Genomic DNA, 16,270 nt, shown 5'->3' with positions numbered 1-16,270 from the left:
CGTCACCCTCCCGACACGAGACAGGATCTCCGAAACCGGCGTCAAATCACTCACGGTTGAATCCCTCTGGATCGGTAGAGAATCAAAACGCTGTGAAACGTTTGCGGCCTACGAGGTGTCGGATCCGAAGGACACGGGCTTAGGCGGATGCCCGCGGCGTCGGTGCCGTTTCTTCGGCTAATGTTCCTCGAGCACCTCCGCGGCCGACAAGAAGTGATCCTGGTCGGTGTCCAGACCGCGAAAGGTTTTGATCGGGCCGATGAACTCGGTCTCCGAAACATCCCCGTCTCGATTGGCGTCCATGCGAATCGCCCAACTGGGACGCGGGTCGGTGCCCGATACATCACTTCGATTGATTTCGAATCGCATCTCGTCTTGATCGGGCTGGCCGCGACCAAACTGGATCATCAGTGTGTCGGGTATCTTCGTCGCCGGCACCGTGCCGGATTTATCAAGCAGAGTATGCAATCGCTCCGGCACGGAGACGATTTCGCGATGGGACAAGAATTGGTCGTGGTCCACGTCGAACCAGGCAAACACAGCATCGGGGTGCTCCGCGGCTCGTCCGCGGACCTGAACATTCCAAATCGATTGCTTCCGACCAAGCGTTTGATTGATCTCCATGAAACTCAACTTGCCGTCTCCATCTGCATCCAACTGTTCCAATGGAAACTGCTCCTTGGCGACGTCGGGCAGTTCACCCTCGTCGATCGCACCGTTGTTGTCGGCATCCAACTGACGAAAGACTTCGCGTGGAATTCGGTTTCCGGTTGTCGGCGTGTCCGACGTGGTGACCCCCACCTGAAACGCTGTGCCGACGATCCAACAGCGGTCGGCTCCCTGTTCAATCGTTGTCGTACTTTCAGCGGCGTCTGTCAGTGCCACTTCGGTCGATATGACCGGTTCGCCGCTTACGAAACGGACGGTGATCGAGAATGCAGGATCGATCCCGAGCACCGATTCCGCTTCCTCCGCCGAAATCCACTCGTCCCGATTCGCGTCAAGCGATCGGACCGGATTGGTCGGACCAAGAACGGAAGTTTCTTCAAGCAAGCCTCCCATCGCGTAGGACAAGTCGGACCAGTTCACGAACCCAGACAAATCCATTGCGACGTTGCCTTGACGGTTGGACCGGTTGCGCCGCCAGGCATCGTTGTCGTTTTGGCGTCCCCGCGATGACTCGGCAAAGTCGATGCACTGGTCGGCGTTGGAATCGATCTCGCGCAGCAATGCGTCGGCGGCCAAGTCGATCTCAGTCGCATCGAGCTTTCGATCCTGATTTCGGTCGATGGCGGAAAAAAGCGGCGATTCGCTGCGATTGGCCCATCGAAAGGCGTCGGTTCCGAACAGCCGGAATTCGCCGTTGACATTGGAATCGCGAAAGAGGAAACGCGTCAATTCCTGGTCATCGACGCGTTGGTCCTTGTTGCGGTCGTAACGTTTGATGAGCATTTTTTCCTGACCATTGACGCGCGAAGCCGTTTGCCCGAACGTCGCGGGGTCACCGGCAACGTGCTCCAACAGCTGATCCCAAGTCGGCTGCAGTTCTTCCGTCGCGCCGATCGCCTTTCGCACCATCGACAATTTTTGATCAAAGGCCTCACGCAGCGGTTGGTCGTCGATCAAAACGTCCAAGCCGACCAACAGCGGTCCCATCGATGTCGGGATCCACAGGCGGTACGCGGGTTCGGTCGTTGCGGTTGGATCGGGGGGCGAAGGGGCAGTCGGATCGGCGTCCAAATTGACGTCCAGCTCCGTCAATCCGTCGACTTCCGCGTTTGTCTGGATCGACGTCGTTTCCAAAGTAGTGTCGATTGACTCTGCGTCGGCCGAATCGGCGTTGGACACATTCTCGATTCGGTCGCTTTCGCGCCGGCTTTCATCCGGTACCGGCTGTGGTGACGTACTTGCGGAGGTGCTGGTGTTCAGCTCTTGCTTCACCTCGGGCGTCGCTATCGTCGGTGCCGGCGCTGGACCCACCGTATGATCACATCCGGATAGCACAAGGAGCCCCGCCAAGGCGATGGATTCCAAGCTGGCGCGTTTGGTCAGCACCGCAGCGACCTTCGCCAGAAGGTGGCACCCCGGCCCGATCCACGCTTTGGCGAGCGTCGCTACGTCGATCTGGCACTGGCCAAGGAGGCAGCTCACAGCAACACCTGTCGGATCGGGCTGCCTTCGGAGATCGCGATCGGCCGGCCGCCCTCGGCGATGTTCTCGCTGGCGGGGTCGACCCCCAGAGCGGCGCAGAGCGTCGCCAACAGGTCGTGCTGGTTGATCTTTCCGTCGGTCACTTCCATACCATCGGCACTCGTTGCGCCATATGCTTGGCCGCCGGCGATCCCTCCGCCGGCCAGCACGCACGAAAATGCTTGCGGGAAATGGTCTCGCCCGCCGTTGGAATTGATTGCGGGCGTGCGTCCGAATTCGCCCGCCCACAAGATCGTCGTCTTTTCCAGCAGCCCGCGATCGGCCAACTCGGTCATCAGCGTCGACCACCCCGCGTCCAACTGCTCGCTCAGTTGCTTGACCTGGTCAAAGTTGTTTGCGTGCGTGTCCCAGCCCAATCCGTCGCCCAATGTGACCTCGACCAGCGGCACCCCACGCTCGATCAATCGCCTGGCCATCAGGCATCCTTGTCCGAACGTGCCGCGTCCGTACGCCTGGCGAACGACTTCCGATTCTTCGGTCAGGTCAAAAGCATCCTTGGCGTCGCTGCCGAGCATGTCGATGGCCGATCGGTACACGGTGTCGTGTGCGACAACGTTCGGCGTACCGCGTGTCTGCAAGAATGTCGATTGCATTGACTCCCACAGGGCCAATCGGCGCTCGAAACGCGGGGCATCGACCATCGGGTGTGGCTGCAAATGATCGACGCGCAACGGAGCAAAGCTGTCGTTACCCGGCGGCCCGGAGGCGCTGACCGACGTCGCTGCGAATTTCGGTCCCAGAAAGCCAGGGCTGAGCGAGCTTCGGGCGAACGGCCCCGGCGCGATCGTGACGTAGTGGGGCAACTTGGACGCGGGATTCCGCAGCGATTTTGAGAGCGAACATCCGATCGCCGGGTAGCGGACCGGACCGCCGATCGCATGCCCGGTTCGCATCACGGTCGTCCCCCGCTCGTGGTCGCCTTCCTTGGTCGACATGCCGCGCAAGATCGCCAGTCGGTCCGCCTGTGCGGCCAGTCCGGGAAGGTGTTCGCTGAATCGCAGTCCCGGGGCGGCGGTCGAAATCTCCTTGAAGGATCCGCCGTTGTTGTGCTTGGGTTTCATGTCAAAGGTATCGATCTGGCTGGGGCCGCCCGACATCCAAAGCAACACACAGTGTCGCTGGTCGTCGGCCGACGCCTCCGCCGCGACCGCCGCGATCGATTGCATCAGCGGGCTGATCCCGATCGCTCCACCGATCGAAACGGCAGCGGCGATCGACTGACGGCGCGTGAAGACCGGTGGTTGCAACATGGATTCACCTTTGTTGTGGGATCGGCTTCCAGCCTCGTCTTCGCTCTCATTCCCGGGCTCCGCCCGGGAGCGGGATACATCGGTGGCTCCGCCCCCGTGTCGGGTTAACGGGAGGCGGAGCCTCCGGTTCAGTGTGTCCCCAGGCAGAGCCTGGGAACAAGTCGTCGCCTCTTCAGTGTGTCCCCAGGCGGAGCCTGGGAACAAGTCGTCACCCACCTCTCACGGACAAACAAAACACTCCGCGGTATTGAGCAAAATCCACGTCAGATCACTCAACCGTGACGCGGCGGATTGCTGCGTCTCTTCATTCAAATAAGCCAAAAATTGATGACGTTCGTCGTCGGTCGGCGGTCTTGACAGACAAGCCAAAAACAGCATTTCGATCCGATCGGCATCGTCGAAAAACGGCGCGTCCATCGACGCGATCAGCCCGCTCTGCTGCTCCGCCGTCGCCGCCAACATCTCCGGTCCGTTCATCATGCCGAGCACCTGCACGACGCCGTGTGGAAAATCGGTCGAATCGGCATCCGCTGCATCCATCCGTCTGAGAAATTCAGTCCGAGCCATTTGGGTTCCGCCTGCGTTCTGTCCTCCCATCAACACGTTTTGCCGAAGGCTGTCGAAATACTGTGACGCCGAAAGCGTTTTGATGTTCATCGCGGCAAAGGAATCCGCCGGCGGCCGCGTGGCGTCGCGGGTCTCGCTGCTGCGTTGATAGGCGTCGCTGTTTGCAACCACACGATACAGAGCCCGCAGATCGAAGCGTTGTTCGACCAGGTAGTCGGCCAGGAACTGCAACAACTCGGGATGGCTGGGCGGGTGGCTGGAATCCATGGCGTCGACCGGATCGACAATCCCACGTCCGAACAGGTGCGCCCAAACCCGGTTGGCAGCCGCGCGTGCGAAGTACGGGTTGTTGCGTGAGGCCAACCAAATCGTCAGTTGCCGGCGTCGAAAGTCGGTCGGGTCGGCTTCGGGTGGTGACGACGCGCCGGGATAACGCGGCGACATCACGCGATCCGATTCGGGAAATAGGACTTCTGTACCGGATCGGTCTTCGATCGCTTGGCCGCCGCCGCGCATGTCCGAATCGCTCAAGCGAAGTTGTGCGAAGAACGCGGCGAAGGACCAAAAATCATCTTGCGTCCAACGCGCATAAGGATGGTCGTGGCACTGGGCGCATTCCAATTGGACCCCCAAAAACAATCGGGACGTCGCCGCGGCCAGCTTGACCGGTTCCAGATTTCGCGAGGTGTAAAAGATCGCCGGCCCGCGGTCACTTTTCCCCCCCGCTGTCAGAAATCTTCCAACGAGATGATCGTAGGGCGTGTTCTTGAGGAATTGCTGCCGCAACCACGTCTGCAACTCCGCTGCGTTTTGTCGATTCTGTTCGGCGGTCTCAGCCGGCAACAGAAACGCGTTCCAGCGATCGGCCATGTGATTGGCGAATCGAGTGGATTCCAGCAAGGAATCGATCAGCCGATCTCGTTTATCCGGTGCGGGGTCGGCCAGGAACGTTCGCAGCCGCCACACCGGAGGCGCGACGCCGGCAAGATCCAGCCAAACTCGCCGGCAAAACTCGGCATCGCCGCTCCGTGCACTCGGTTCAATCGATGCCTGCCGCCAGGATTCGGCCAGGTAGCGATCGATAGCCGCAGACGGATCCACGAAGCGATCCCCCGTCACCTGATCGCATCGGGCGACGTCGGCGAATAAGCAAAGGACCGCGAGAGCGGTGTGAACGAAAAGCAGACGTTTCATCATGGCATCCTGAGTTATACCACGCCCGCGATTGAGGAGCGAAAAAATCGGCTATCGCCCTCCGGCCCCGAATTCACATCAACTCTTCGCCGCATGGATCGCCAGCACGATGGCGAACCAGATCGCAAACGCAGCAATACCGGTCAACACGTTGAGCGCGACCTTTGCCGCAATGGGCAGATTGGACTTGTAAATCGCCATGTTGATGCCATAGGCGCCTCCGCCGAGCCCGCCGCCGATCGCGCCGCCAAACGCGACCATCAGGAACGGCCATCCACACAACAAGTGAGCAGAAAACGGCACCTTGTCCGCGCCGCTTTGCTTCGTTTGATCTGGCGTTTGACCGGCAGCGCCATCCACGTTTTCAACCGGTTGATATGGATTCGAGTCACCGTTCACGTCGTCGCCTCGGAAAGTTTGGGCTGTGGATGCTGCATCGAAAACTTCCGCCGAGAACGCGGAAACGATCTGCAGGCCGACATTGTAACGCGAGAATCTGACCGGAATGGTGCTGCTGGCTCGTCGAGGCTTTGCGAAGTCGTTACGATTGGCGTGACGCGAAACACACCTCGGAGATTGAGCGGTAGCGGATGATCCCAACGACGATGATCCCATGGAACTTCAGCACGGGCGGATTCAGCATCCCGGCCCGATCCACAGCCGTGGCGGCCTTCAGCCCCCTGGTCTGCGTTGTTGCGATAAGCTGCGCGATCGTCTTGCCATTGGCACATTCGGCAACCGTCAACGCTCAGGATCAAGCTGGCGTAAATGCGACGGCTGACCAGGCAAGCGATCCGGCGGGAATTGCCGTTACCGTCATGCCGGCCGGCGTCCAGCGATTCGCCAGCGGCGGCTGGGCCTCGTTGGCCGTTGTGGGTGTCAACCACACCGACCAGGATGCCGAAGAAGTCGTTTCGGTCTTTGTCGGTGACGATCCGAATCTGCAATTTTCAACGCGAGTTTGGATCCCTGCCCACAGCAAACGCCAGTCCTGGCTGCCGATCGCGATTCCACCGAAAGCACAGATCGACGAAAACCGTGTCGATCTTTCGATGATTCGTGTGACGAAAACGGGCGACGGGGAGTCCTTCACCGAGAACATCAATCAAATGCCCGTGTCCAAGCGGTCGCTGATGTTAGTGGACGACGAAATCAACACCGGTTTTTTCGCAGACCCGCCGGGCTTGGTCGACACCGCCGATGGCGATACCCGGCGCGCCAGATTGAACCGAATCCTGAACGCGGGGCGAGACTCGGTGATGACGGATCCGCGCGAGCTGCCGATCGTCAGTTTCCTGTCCAATTTTTTGCCGCCCACCCACGGGGCGCTGGCGGAACTGGATCAGGTGGTGATCGCCGGCGATCAATTGCAGTCCGATTCGGAAGGGATTCGCGCGGTCCGACACTGGATCCGACGCGGCGGACGGGCGTGGATCATGTTGGATTTGACGAGCCGGTCGCTGGTCGATGACCTACTCGGCGATGACTCGGACCATAGCGTGATCGATCGGGTCGAATTGAACGCGTTCGACCTGCACACGCATGACCCGATCGGCGGTTCGGCCGGAACGACGGAAACCTGGACGTCGGAGATGCCCGTGCAGATGTTGCGGGTGTTGACCCCGTCGGACGATGTGGTCTGTCACATCGACGGCTGGCCGGTGGCGTTTTGGAAACGTGTCGGCGATGGGGAGGTTCTATTCACGACGTTGGGCGGCGGCGGATGGGTGCACCCCGATCAACGTGTCACGGTCGCCCTGTCGCAGCTGTCGCGCAGGTTCTTCGAACCCCGAAATCCGCCTCAGGATTTCGTCGGCGCGATGCAGCCCATCGTGGATGACCAAATCGGCTATCGAATCCCCAGCCGCTCCCTGGCCGCTCTGGTGCTCGGTCTGAACGCCCTGGTCATTCTGGTCGGCGGCGTCTGGTGGACGCGACAACGTCGACTGGAACGGATGGCGTTCCTGGTTCCCGTCTCGGCAACCCTGACGACCGTGATCATGTTGTCGATCGGTTCGTATCACACCACCGCGATCCCGTCGACGGTCGCCACCAGTCAAGTCGTGCAGGTTCGAACGGCGACCGATGAAGCCGATGTGGCGACGATCCGTGCCGTTTACACGCAACAATCCGGCGACCTGGGACTGATTTCCAGTGACCAGGTGATGACGATGCCGTTGGAAGACACGGCAACCAGCGAAACACGCCGGATCAGCTTGGAAGACGACGGCACAAGCCGCTGGATCGGCCCGCCGCAACCGCCCGGTGTCGTCCGACACCTGGCATCCGATTCAATCCTCCCCCTGGAGCAACCGATCTACGTTCGCGGAACCTTCGATGCCGATGGGTTTCGCGGGACACTCCACGGGTTGGATCCCAGCACCTGTGGTGACGCGCTGGTCGTCGCGTCGCCCGCACCGATGACGGCGGTCAGAATCGAATCGGCGTCCGTTCCGGGCGAAATCACCGCGAGTACGTCGGATCGACTTTCGCCCGGTCAATTCATCCCCGGTTCACTGCTGACGGACCAACAACGCACGCGTCAAGCGTTTTTACGCGGCCTGTTCGATTCGGTCCAAGACGATTCCCCACGCAATTCACTCGGCGATGGGCCGTCGCTGTTACTTTGGACGGACCCGATCAATGTCGGCGTTCAATTCGACCGTGGCTTTGATCAAAGCGGGGCGGCACTGGTTTCCATCCCCATCCAAGTCGATCGGCCGGAATCGGGGAAGCAGTTTCAGATTCCGTCGACCTTCATTCAAACCGACACCTTTTATGGGGCGCAGGGTCGAACAACGCTGTTCAATCCGCGAACAGGAAAGTGGTTGCCGGAGATGACGAAAGCCGCCGAAGCACAACTGTTGTTTCGCTTTCCCGCTGCCGTCGCGGCCATGTCACTCGATCGCGTCCATGTCACGATGAAGGTGAACGCCCCATCGCGAACGCTGTTTGCGAAAGCTCTGATCGAAGGACAACCCACGAGCGTCTTCCGCCGGGAGAATGCGACGGGCGTGATCGATTTCACGATCGATCGGCGGGATGCATTGCGTCTGCAGGACGACGGCGGGTTGTGGCTGGCAGTGGGCGTCACCGAGTCCTCCGAAGCGCAGCAGCGGCAGCAGACCGTCCGACCGCAGGCAGATCAAACCGAATCCGACCAATCCCAGCCAGGGCAACCGCCTGCAATCGATCCGGCTGAACGCTTCGTCGACAACACCACGTGGCAAATCGACTACGTTCATCTGGATGCCGTCGCAACGATCCGTCCCGACGACCTTCCCTCCCTTGTCGAAGAATCCGAAACAGGCTCCCAGTGACCGATCCATCCCCCATCATTGAAACCGTCAATCTGACCAAGCGGTACGATGAATTCACCGCCCTGGACTCGCTCTCCATCTCGGTCCACAGCGGCCAGATCCTGGGCTTCATCGGCCCCAACGGTGCCGGCAAAACGACAACGATCCGAATCCTGGTCGGGTTGCTGAAACCGACCAGCGGCTCGGCCCGAATCGCGGGAGCGGACTGTTTGACCGAATCACGCAAGATCAAGCGTTTGGTCGGATACATGCCCGACGATTTCGGAAAATACAACAATATGCGCGTCGGGGAATACCTGGATTTCTTCGGCGCCGCTTACGGGATCGGACGTCGGCAACGCATCGTGCGGATCGACGAAGTGTTAGAGATCGCCGGTGCGACGTACATGAAGGACTTGTTTGTTGACGCGCTCAGTCGTGGGATGCAACAGCGCGTCGCGATCGCCCGAACGCTGATGCACGACCCGCAAGTGATGATCTTGGACGAACCGGCCAACGGGCTGGATCCGCAAGCACGGATTGACATGCGGTCGATGCTGTTGCGACTGGCAGAGATGGGCAAGACCTTGATCGTCACCAGTCACATCTTACCGGAGCTTGCGCGGGTGTGCGACATCGTTGCGATGATCACCAAGGGACGCCTGCGGGCCTTCGGGACGCTGGACGAGATCATGCGGGACATTCAACAGCGACGCACCTTCGAAATCCAGTTGGTCGATCACGATCAAGTCGACCGCGTGGTGGGCTTGGTGGAAAACTGGTCGCGTGAAATGGACCACCCGTCCGAAGTCACCGGGGCAAAAACCGAATCGATGGTTCGATTCACGACGGAATTGAATGACCGCGAAATCACTCCGCTGTTGACCCACCTGGTCGGTTCGGGCGAAGCGATCGCCCAATTCCGCGAAGTCCCCACGGACTTGGAGGACGCATTCCTGTCGGTCGCCGGCCAAAGCCACGACGATGACGCAGCGGAGAAACAAGTGGCATCGGGGCAGGCGGCATCAGAACAGGCGGCATCATGAGTTCAGCATTCAACCCGGTCGTGCAGCGAGAGTTTTTCGGCATTGTCCGCTCGCCCAAAGCCTTCGGGACGCTGTTGGCATTGACGATCACCTTTTCGGTCGCGGTGCTGATGCGTTGGCCCACCGATGCGACGGTCGATCTGAACGGCGTCCAGTCGATCCAGGTGTTTCGCGTGTTCGGCTATGGCTTGCTGGCCGGCGTCGTGTTTTTGGTGCCGGCGTTTCCCGCCACATCGATCGTCAACGAAAAGAACGCCGGCACGCTGTCGTTGCTGCTCAATTCGCCGCTCAGCCCGCTGTCGATCTACCTGGGAAAACTCGCCGGCGTCCTGCTGTTTGCCATGCTGGTCTTGCTGGCCAGTTTGCCGGGGGCGGCGGCCTGTTATGCGATGGGAGGGATCGACCTGCGCGACGGTCTGGGGCTGTTCTATTTCGTGCTGCTGTTGCTGGTTTTTCAGTATGCCACGTTGGGAATGCTGATCAGCAGCTATGTCCAATCGGCCGACGCGGGGGTGCGGTTGACCTACACGGTGATTTTTGCCCTGTTCTTATTGACACTGGTTCCCGACGCGTTTTTTCCCGGCGGGTCCGGCGTGATGGGAACCATCGCCCAGTGGGCGCGTTACCTGTCGCCCGTTCCGGTCGTGATGCAGATCATGGGACAGGGCGGACTGGGGTCTCGGGGGCTGATTGAATCGCCGGGCAACTTGCAATTCATCATCATCACACTGGTCAGCAGTTTGGTGTTCGCCGGCATCACGATCGGCAGATTGAATTACCGGATCTTTGACCAATCGCGGGCCAAGGGCGTGATCACCGACGACCGTGGACTGACGGCGCGGCTGCTGCGGCGATTCTTGTTCATCGTCGACCCGCAGCGCCGCAAACCCGGCATCCCCTGGTACCTGAACCCGGTGATGGTCAAGGAGTTTCGATGTCGTCGTTTCGGCCGTTCGCAATGGCTGTTTCGCCTGGTCGCCGTCTGCGCCGTGGTTTCGATGGTGTTGACCTTTGCCGCCGCCACCAGCGTCACCTCGTGGGGCACGGAAACCATCGGCGGGTTGATGGTGATCTTGCAAGTCGTGCTGATCGTCGTGATGACCCCCAGTTTGACCTCGGGGTTGATCAGCGGCGAACGAGACGGCGGCGGTTGGGAACTGCTACGTCTGACTCCGTTGTCGTCGCTGAAAATTGTGCGTGGCAAACTCTTAAGCGTGCTATGGACCCTGCTGTTGGTGTTGATGGCCACGCTGCCGGGCTATCTGGTGATGATCTACATCCAGCCTCAAATGTGGTACCAGGTCAATTTGGTTTTGGTCTGTTTGGCGTGGACCGTGGTTTACACACTGGCGGTCAGCGCGGCCATCGGCAGTCTGTTTCGTTACACCGCGGTCGCGACGACGGTCACGTATGTTGTCGTGATGACACTTTTCTTGATCCCGCTACTGGTTTGGTTAGGGCGCGGAGCCCCGTTCGGGTTCGAATTGGTGCAGCGTGTGTTGTTGATCAATCCGGTCGGCGCGGCACTCAGCGTGATCGAAACGCCCGGGTTTGAAAACTACGATTTGTTGCCTGACGCCTGGTACGTCGCCGGCGGCTTTTCGGCCTTCATGTTCTTGGTCTTTGGTTTACAAGTATGGCGTCTCACTCGTCCCGTCTAATGGCCGGTTTCACGGGGATTGCCGGACTCGCGGCTTTCGCGTTGATCGGCGTCTTCTCCGGCTCTACCAGCGCAGCCGAACCGGCGTCGTCGATCCTGGACGTTGATGACGTCATGGGGACCGATCCCACGTTTCCGTTTCGGGAAACGCAGCTCATCATTTCCAACGACGCGATCCCGCTGTGGCTCAATGCCCTCGCCAAGCCCAACGCCCAACTGCAACGAGTCACGGTCGACACGATCGCCATCGCCCACCGCCGCGGGATGGACGGCATCGATGCCGCCTTGCCAGCGTTGGTCGACTTGGCGGGTCAAAGTGAATTGGCTTTGTCGGTTCGGCGGGCGGCGGTACGAGCCCTGATCGAAATGGACGCCCGCGATCAAGCGCCGTTGCTGGCCGCACTGGCCGATCAGCACGGACCGGCGATTTCGGCGCTTGTCGAACCGGCACTCGTCCGGTGGAAGTCGCCGGAACGGTCACCGCAATGGCTCGAGCGGCTTCGCGATCCCGGCTCTCCACGGCAATCGCTGGTCAACGCGATTCAGGGGATCGGAGCACTGCAATTGCAAGACGGATCGGACTTGCTCGCTCGTTACGTCCGCGACACGACACAGCCCGCTGGAATCCGGCTGGCCGCGGCGCGGTCACTCGGCCAGCTCTCCGGCTCGGGGCTCGTTCCACTGGCCGGCGATCTGATCGGTAAGGATGACGGAGACATGGTCGCGGACTTGATGGCAATCGCTCTGATGAGTCGCCATACGGATCCCGACGCGATCGATCTGCTGCGGTCGATGATGGACCGCGACAGCACCGCCGTGCAATCCGAAGCACTCCGGCGACTTTATGAAATCGATGGCAACCTGGTGCTGGAGTTCGTCGAACAGGCGCTGCCCAGCCCCGACGTCAACGTCCGTCGCACGGTGGCCCAAGCCCTGATCGACAGCGAACAGGTGTCGCGCATCACCCCCTTGGCGACGCTGCTGGACGACGTCAATCCGGGGCTTCGCCGACACGTCGCCGCCGCCTTGTTTGAACTTGGCCTATCGCCCGAGCTGCGCGACGAAGTGATCGCACAGGCGTCGGGGGTGCTCGACCGAGATGCCTGGCGCGGCTGCGAACAAGCCGCCCGCGTCCTGATCAGCTTGGACCACAAACCGGCCGGGGACCGGTTGGTCGATCTGCTGCGGCATCCCCGTGGTGAAGTGATGGTGACCGCCGGCTGGGGCCTGCGTCGATTCGGGGAAAAGCGGCATCTGCCGGCCATGCTCGGACGCGCAACCGAGATTCACCAGCAGTTTCAAAAACGTCAGCTCAACGCGGGCTCTCCCGGCGTGGTGGACCTAATGTCCCAGCTTTTCCAGGCCTTTGGTGAAATGGAATACCATGAAGCCGACGAACTGGTTCGCGCGTATGTGCCACGCAGTTTCGCGCTCGGTGAACGGGCGCGGACCGCCGCGTCATGGTGCGTCGGGTTTCTGTATCCCGATCAGGCGCCCGAGGATCTGGTCCAGGTTCTCGTCGAAAGGCTCAATGACGTCGAATCGCTGGAGCCGGAGTACGGAACGGTGCGCGCGATGTGTGCCCAAAGTCTGGGGCGGATGAAGGCCGAAGCCGCGTTACCGGATCTACGCCGGTTCGCGACCGATTTCGGAGGCGACGTCTGTTTCTCCTGCCACTGGGCGATCGAGCAGATCACCGGCCAATCATCGCCACCGTCGGTCGAACCGATCGTGATCGATTACGACGACTGGTTCCTGAAGCCGATTTCCGCCGACGAGTGAAGAGGGTGGGGGCAAAACGATGGGGGCAAAACGATGAAAGGCAGAATGATGGGGGGCAGAATGATGTTCGCTGGCGAGCGTCTCGTTGACGTCGCTGCGCTCGGTGCGAGCGTGGAATACACACGGGATCCTCCTTCTGGCGATGGTAGCTACGTTTGAGCGACGATTCACGATGTTTGTTACACGGTAGTGATCAAGAGCAAGAAAGCCTGTCAGGCAACCTTGAGCTGGCTCGTGCCTTTGGCCAGGTCCAGACAGACAATCAGTTTGCCATCGGTGCGGGCAAAGGTGCCGCTTTGCAATCGCGATACCGACGCCACCTCGTTCAGCGTGGTGGTCTTTCCCGCGTGAGTCAGCGTCGGAGCTTTCGTGATCGATGCGGCGTCCATCGAAATCGTGAAGTCCTCGCATGCCAAGGGGGCTTCGATGGCGATCGATCCGGTATCGTGTTGCGTCAACTTGGCCATTTCCTTTGCCGCCCAGTAGCGTCCGATTTCGCTGACCTTCAACCACAGCGTCTGGTCGCCGTAGCGTGAGGCGAGCGACGTGACCACACGTTTAAATGCCTCGAATCCCGACTTGGTTCCGTTGCAATACATGCCCGGCCAATGGCACAGCATCACCGCCGGTTCGCCGCGCTCGATCAATTCCACCATCCTCCCCGAGGTGGCGTCTGGGGTGCAGTACAGGTCCGGTTGCGATTCCTTGACGCCTTCCCAACCGCCGAACCAATCGCCCGTGCCGGCGGGGACGTTCATGGTCAAATTGGACAGGGTTTTCTGGCCGCCAAATTCCAAGCGAGGTGCCGTCGATTCGTCACCGCTTTTGACGTATTTGAAGTAGTGCGGCAGCTCGCTTCCATACACGTCGCGCACCGCCTGGCCGACCGCGATCGGCAGTTTGTCTTTGACGCGGTTTCCGAATCCGCCCGGGGTGGTGATGCCGTCGCAATGCAGTCCGCAATTCTTCAGGATTCGAAGTGCGTAGGCCAGGTAGGCGGTCAAGTGGTCGGTGCTGATGTCGGTTTGCGGATAACTGTTCTCCATCGTCCCTGAATTGGCCTCCGCCATCGGCCGGCCGGTCTTCAGGTCGATCACCCGCGTGTGCGTGATCATTTCCGGATGGATGTCCCAGTGGGGCATCATCAGGTCGCGGACGAGTGCCAGACTGTCGTCCAGATCCTTTCGCGACCAACCCGGCAGCGTGCGATCCAGCCATCCGACACAGGCCGGATAGGGCACAATGCTGTACTTGCCCTTCACACCGTGCTGGGCACACCACTCGCCAAATTCACGGACAAACCCGTCAGGGATTTCTCGCGGCCAATCACGCCACGGTTGATCGTACGTGTCTCGATCGGGCCAGGCCTGCGCGAATTGCGGCATGCAAAAATGCCCCATGTTCACCAGGCACGTCGAGTCATCGATGATGAACGACAACGGCACACGTCCGCGCGGGTTCAGGACGCGAATCGAGTTGTCGGCCGCAGAAATCTCGTTCGCGCCGGCCATCCCAAACGGGCCGAGCGCAGTCAAACCGCCCAGCGAAGCGGCGGAGATTCGGAGTGCGTCGCGTCGTTTGATGTTCATCGATGAATCATGCCAATTGTGGTAAATCGAGCGTCGTCATGTTCACAGCTGCTGGTCCGAATATAGCAGCCTCTCGCATGGTTTTCTTTCCTGCCACATCATTCTGCCTTCTCATCATTCTGCCTTCTCATCGCGCCGCTCGCTCACCGGCCTGTTGATTTAATCGCAACCGAAACAATAGTGAGCCGTTGGCGCTAGCCACGGGCCTCGAAGCGATGCCGGCACCGCTAGGCCCGCGGCTAGCGCCGTCGGCTCACGAAATCGACAACCCGTCGCGCTTCCCTCTGGCATTTCTCTCTCATCGTTTTGCCGCCATCGTTTTGCCCCATTCCAACCCCATATCCCCACGACGACTTCACCAATCAATCTCCCACGCGCCGCTGTTCAAGTGCAGAAACCTCGTCATCGCCTCCACTTCGGCTTCCGCCTGCAATCGAAACGCCTTTTGCCGAGGACGTTTGTCGGCAAAGCCGAACTGCACATTCAAGCGGTCGTCGCTGACGTTCGCGTTGGCCCAGCCGAGAATTTGATCGCGCCACAGCACCGGCATCGCGTAGTAACCCCGGATCCGTTTCGCCGCCGGGACGTAGGCTTCGAAGCGATAGTCCCATCTCCACAGTTGCTGGAATCTCGCCCGATCTCGTACCAAGGGGTCAAAGGGCGCCAAAATCCGAACCCGCTCGATCACTTCGTCGCTCAACCAGTCCTCTCGGCTCCAGAGATAAGTCACACCCGCGACGTCCACTTCGTTTAATCGTCCATCCTCAACCAACGACTCGACGGCCGCCAATCGATCTCGTCGTGATGGCACCAGGTGGTTGTGGCTGCGCAATTCGGAGACCAGCATTGATCGGGTCGCCGCGCCGAACACGGCGGCGGTGGTCAAGGCAAGTCGGCGATAACGCTCGGCCGGGTCCGCTGGATGATCGCCACGATCCTCGGGCACCTGATAGACGCGAATCCCTTTCTCCCGGCGAACCACTCGCAAATGCCCGTGGTGGTGAAGGTGCTCCAGAATGCGCTTCGTTTGCTGGGACTTGCCGCCCCAATAGTTCTTTACACTCTTGCGACCGAACCGATCATCCAAACCCCGCGGATGCGCTTCGCCCAAATCCGCCACCGCATCGAGCACGTCGCGTTCAAGCTTTTTCAGTTTGCGATGCGGACGCAGGCGTAGGTTTCTCCAGACCTCGGGTGTCATGAATCCGTACGCAAATAGATAGCCTTCCTCGGCGTCCAGATCGGGAAACTTCTCCTCCAGCTCACCCGCGACGTAGCCCGGGACACGCTGCCGAAGCATCAAGTCCTGGGCGCGTGCCGGACAGCGAATCGGATCCGCCTGCACAAACAGCATTGCGTTCAATGCATCGGAAAGTCGATCGAAATCGGGAAAGGAACCGGCAACAACCCGTCGCCTGAATTCGTTCAGCTGCAGTCGTTCCACCGTCGTCTTTACCCACAAAGTTCCTGTGCACAATTCTACATTTTTGCACCCAATCTCGCGGAAAACCTTGCCGGGCAACAGGTGGTAGGCGAAAATACTCCCTGCAGAGACGGGGGCGAGACGAGTGACGGGGTCTGGACGGTGATCACGATAGCTCGGACGTGACACCTCATGACCGGTTCACACCCCGAACGCTTGATACCAAACCCGATCTTTGATCGGCGCGGG

The 16,270-nt window shown here is 60.2% G+C and carries 10 protein-coding genes; 4 read left to right on the top strand and 6 right to left on the bottom strand.

Annotated features, from left to right (window positions below; genetic code table 11):
* Positions 1-177 precede the first annotated feature (177 nt).
* The 4 genes from Mal15_RS09650 to Mal15_RS34380 all read right to left on the bottom strand — a co-directional run bounded on the left by Mal15_RS09650 (position 178) and on the right by Mal15_RS34380 (position 5,837).
* On the bottom strand, positions 178-2,151 hold the full coding sequence (locus Mal15_RS09650) for an EF-hand domain-containing protein (RefSeq protein ID WP_147867561.1): 1,974 nt from the start codon (positions 2,149-2,151) through the stop codon (positions 178-180).
* Positions 2,148-3,461, bottom strand: a complete 1,314-nt coding sequence (locus Mal15_RS09645) for a DUF1501 domain-containing protein (protein WP_147867560.1) — start codon at positions 3,459-3,461, stop codon at positions 2,148-2,150. Before Mal15_RS09645 ends, Mal15_RS09650 begins: the two co-directional genes overlap by 4 nt.
* A gap of 219 nt (positions 3,462-3,680) precedes the next feature.
* Entirely contained in the window at positions 3,681-5,222 is a 1,542-nt protein-coding gene (locus Mal15_RS09640) for a DUF1549 and DUF1553 domain-containing protein (RefSeq protein WP_167546704.1), read from the bottom strand.
* Between the two features lie 78 nt (positions 5,223-5,300).
* A complete protein-coding gene (locus Mal15_RS34380; RefSeq protein WP_199773838.1) occupies positions 5,301-5,837 on the bottom strand; it encodes a hypothetical protein in 537 nt (178 codons plus the stop codon).
* Positions 5,838-5,938: 101 nt separating this feature from the next.
* Here Mal15_RS34380 and Mal15_RS09630 point away from each other — a divergent pair, with 101 nt between their 5' ends.
* The 4 genes from Mal15_RS09630 to Mal15_RS09615 are packed head-to-tail and all read left to right on the top strand — an operon-like array spanning position 5,939 to position 13,009.
* Complete coding sequence (locus tag Mal15_RS09630) at positions 5,939-8,542, top strand: hypothetical protein (RefSeq protein ID WP_147867558.1); 2,604 nt, start codon at positions 5,939-5,941, stop codon at positions 8,540-8,542.
* Positions 8,539-9,567, top strand: coding sequence for an ABC transporter ATP-binding protein (locus Mal15_RS09625; RefSeq protein WP_199773837.1), 1,029 nt, complete (start codon positions 8,539-8,541; stop codon positions 9,565-9,567). The genes Mal15_RS09630 and Mal15_RS09625 overlap by 4 nt, the downstream gene beginning before the upstream one ends.
* Positions 9,564-11,228, top strand: a complete 1,665-nt coding sequence (locus Mal15_RS09620) for an ABC transporter permease subunit (protein WP_147867557.1) — start codon at positions 9,564-9,566, stop codon at positions 11,226-11,228. The genes Mal15_RS09625 and Mal15_RS09620 overlap by 4 nt, the downstream gene beginning before the upstream one ends.
* Positions 11,228-13,009: a HEAT repeat domain-containing protein gene (locus Mal15_RS09615; RefSeq protein ID WP_147867556.1), complete on the top strand. Its 1,782-nt coding sequence runs from the start codon at positions 11,228-11,230 to the stop codon at positions 13,007-13,009. Before Mal15_RS09620 ends, Mal15_RS09615 begins: the two co-directional genes overlap by 1 nt.
* Before the next feature lie 212 nt (positions 13,010-13,221).
* Here Mal15_RS09615 and Mal15_RS09610 read toward each other — a convergent pair whose 3' ends face one another.
* Positions 13,222-14,598: a hypothetical protein gene (locus Mal15_RS09610; RefSeq protein ID WP_199773836.1), complete on the bottom strand. Its 1,377-nt coding sequence runs from the start codon at positions 14,596-14,598 to the stop codon at positions 13,222-13,224.
* A gap of 355 nt (positions 14,599-14,953) precedes the next feature.
* Complete coding sequence (locus tag Mal15_RS09605) at positions 14,954-16,042, bottom strand: DNA glycosylase AlkZ-like family protein (RefSeq protein ID WP_147867555.1); 1,089 nt, start codon at positions 16,040-16,042, stop codon at positions 14,954-14,956.
* Positions 16,043-16,270: the final 228 nt, after the last annotated feature.

The sequence above is a fragment of the Stieleria maiorica genome, assembly GCF_008035925.1.
Taxonomy (GTDB): domain Bacteria; phylum Planctomycetota; class Planctomycetia; order Pirellulales; family Pirellulaceae; genus Stieleria; species Stieleria maiorica.
This window is presented reverse-complemented; position numbering and strand designations above follow the sequence as displayed.

What these genes read in the sequence shown, in the direction of transcription:
- Mal15_RS09640 (WP_167546704.1), bottom strand. Translation starts at nt 5,222, where the DNA reads ATGAAACGTCTGCTTTTCGTTCACACCGCTCTCGCGGTCCTTTGCTTA.
- Mal15_RS09610 (WP_199773836.1), bottom strand. Translation starts at nt 14,598, where the DNA reads ATGAACATCAAACGACGCGACGCACTCCGAATCTCCGCCGCTTCGCTG.
- Mal15_RS09615 (WP_147867556.1), top strand. Translation starts at nt 11,228, where the DNA reads ATGGCCGGTTTCACGGGGATTGCCGGACTCGCGGCTTTCGCGTTGATC.
- Mal15_RS09645 (WP_147867560.1), bottom strand. Translation starts at nt 3,461, where the DNA reads ATGTTGCAACCACCGGTCTTCACGCGCCGTCAGTCGATCGCCGCTGCC.
- Mal15_RS09620 (WP_147867557.1), top strand. Translation starts at nt 9,564, where the DNA reads ATGAGTTCAGCATTCAACCCGGTCGTGCAGCGAGAGTTTTTCGGCATT.
- Mal15_RS34380 (WP_199773838.1), bottom strand. Translation starts at nt 5,837, where the DNA reads ATGGGATCATCGTCGTTGGGATCATCCGCTACCGCTCAATCTCCGAGG.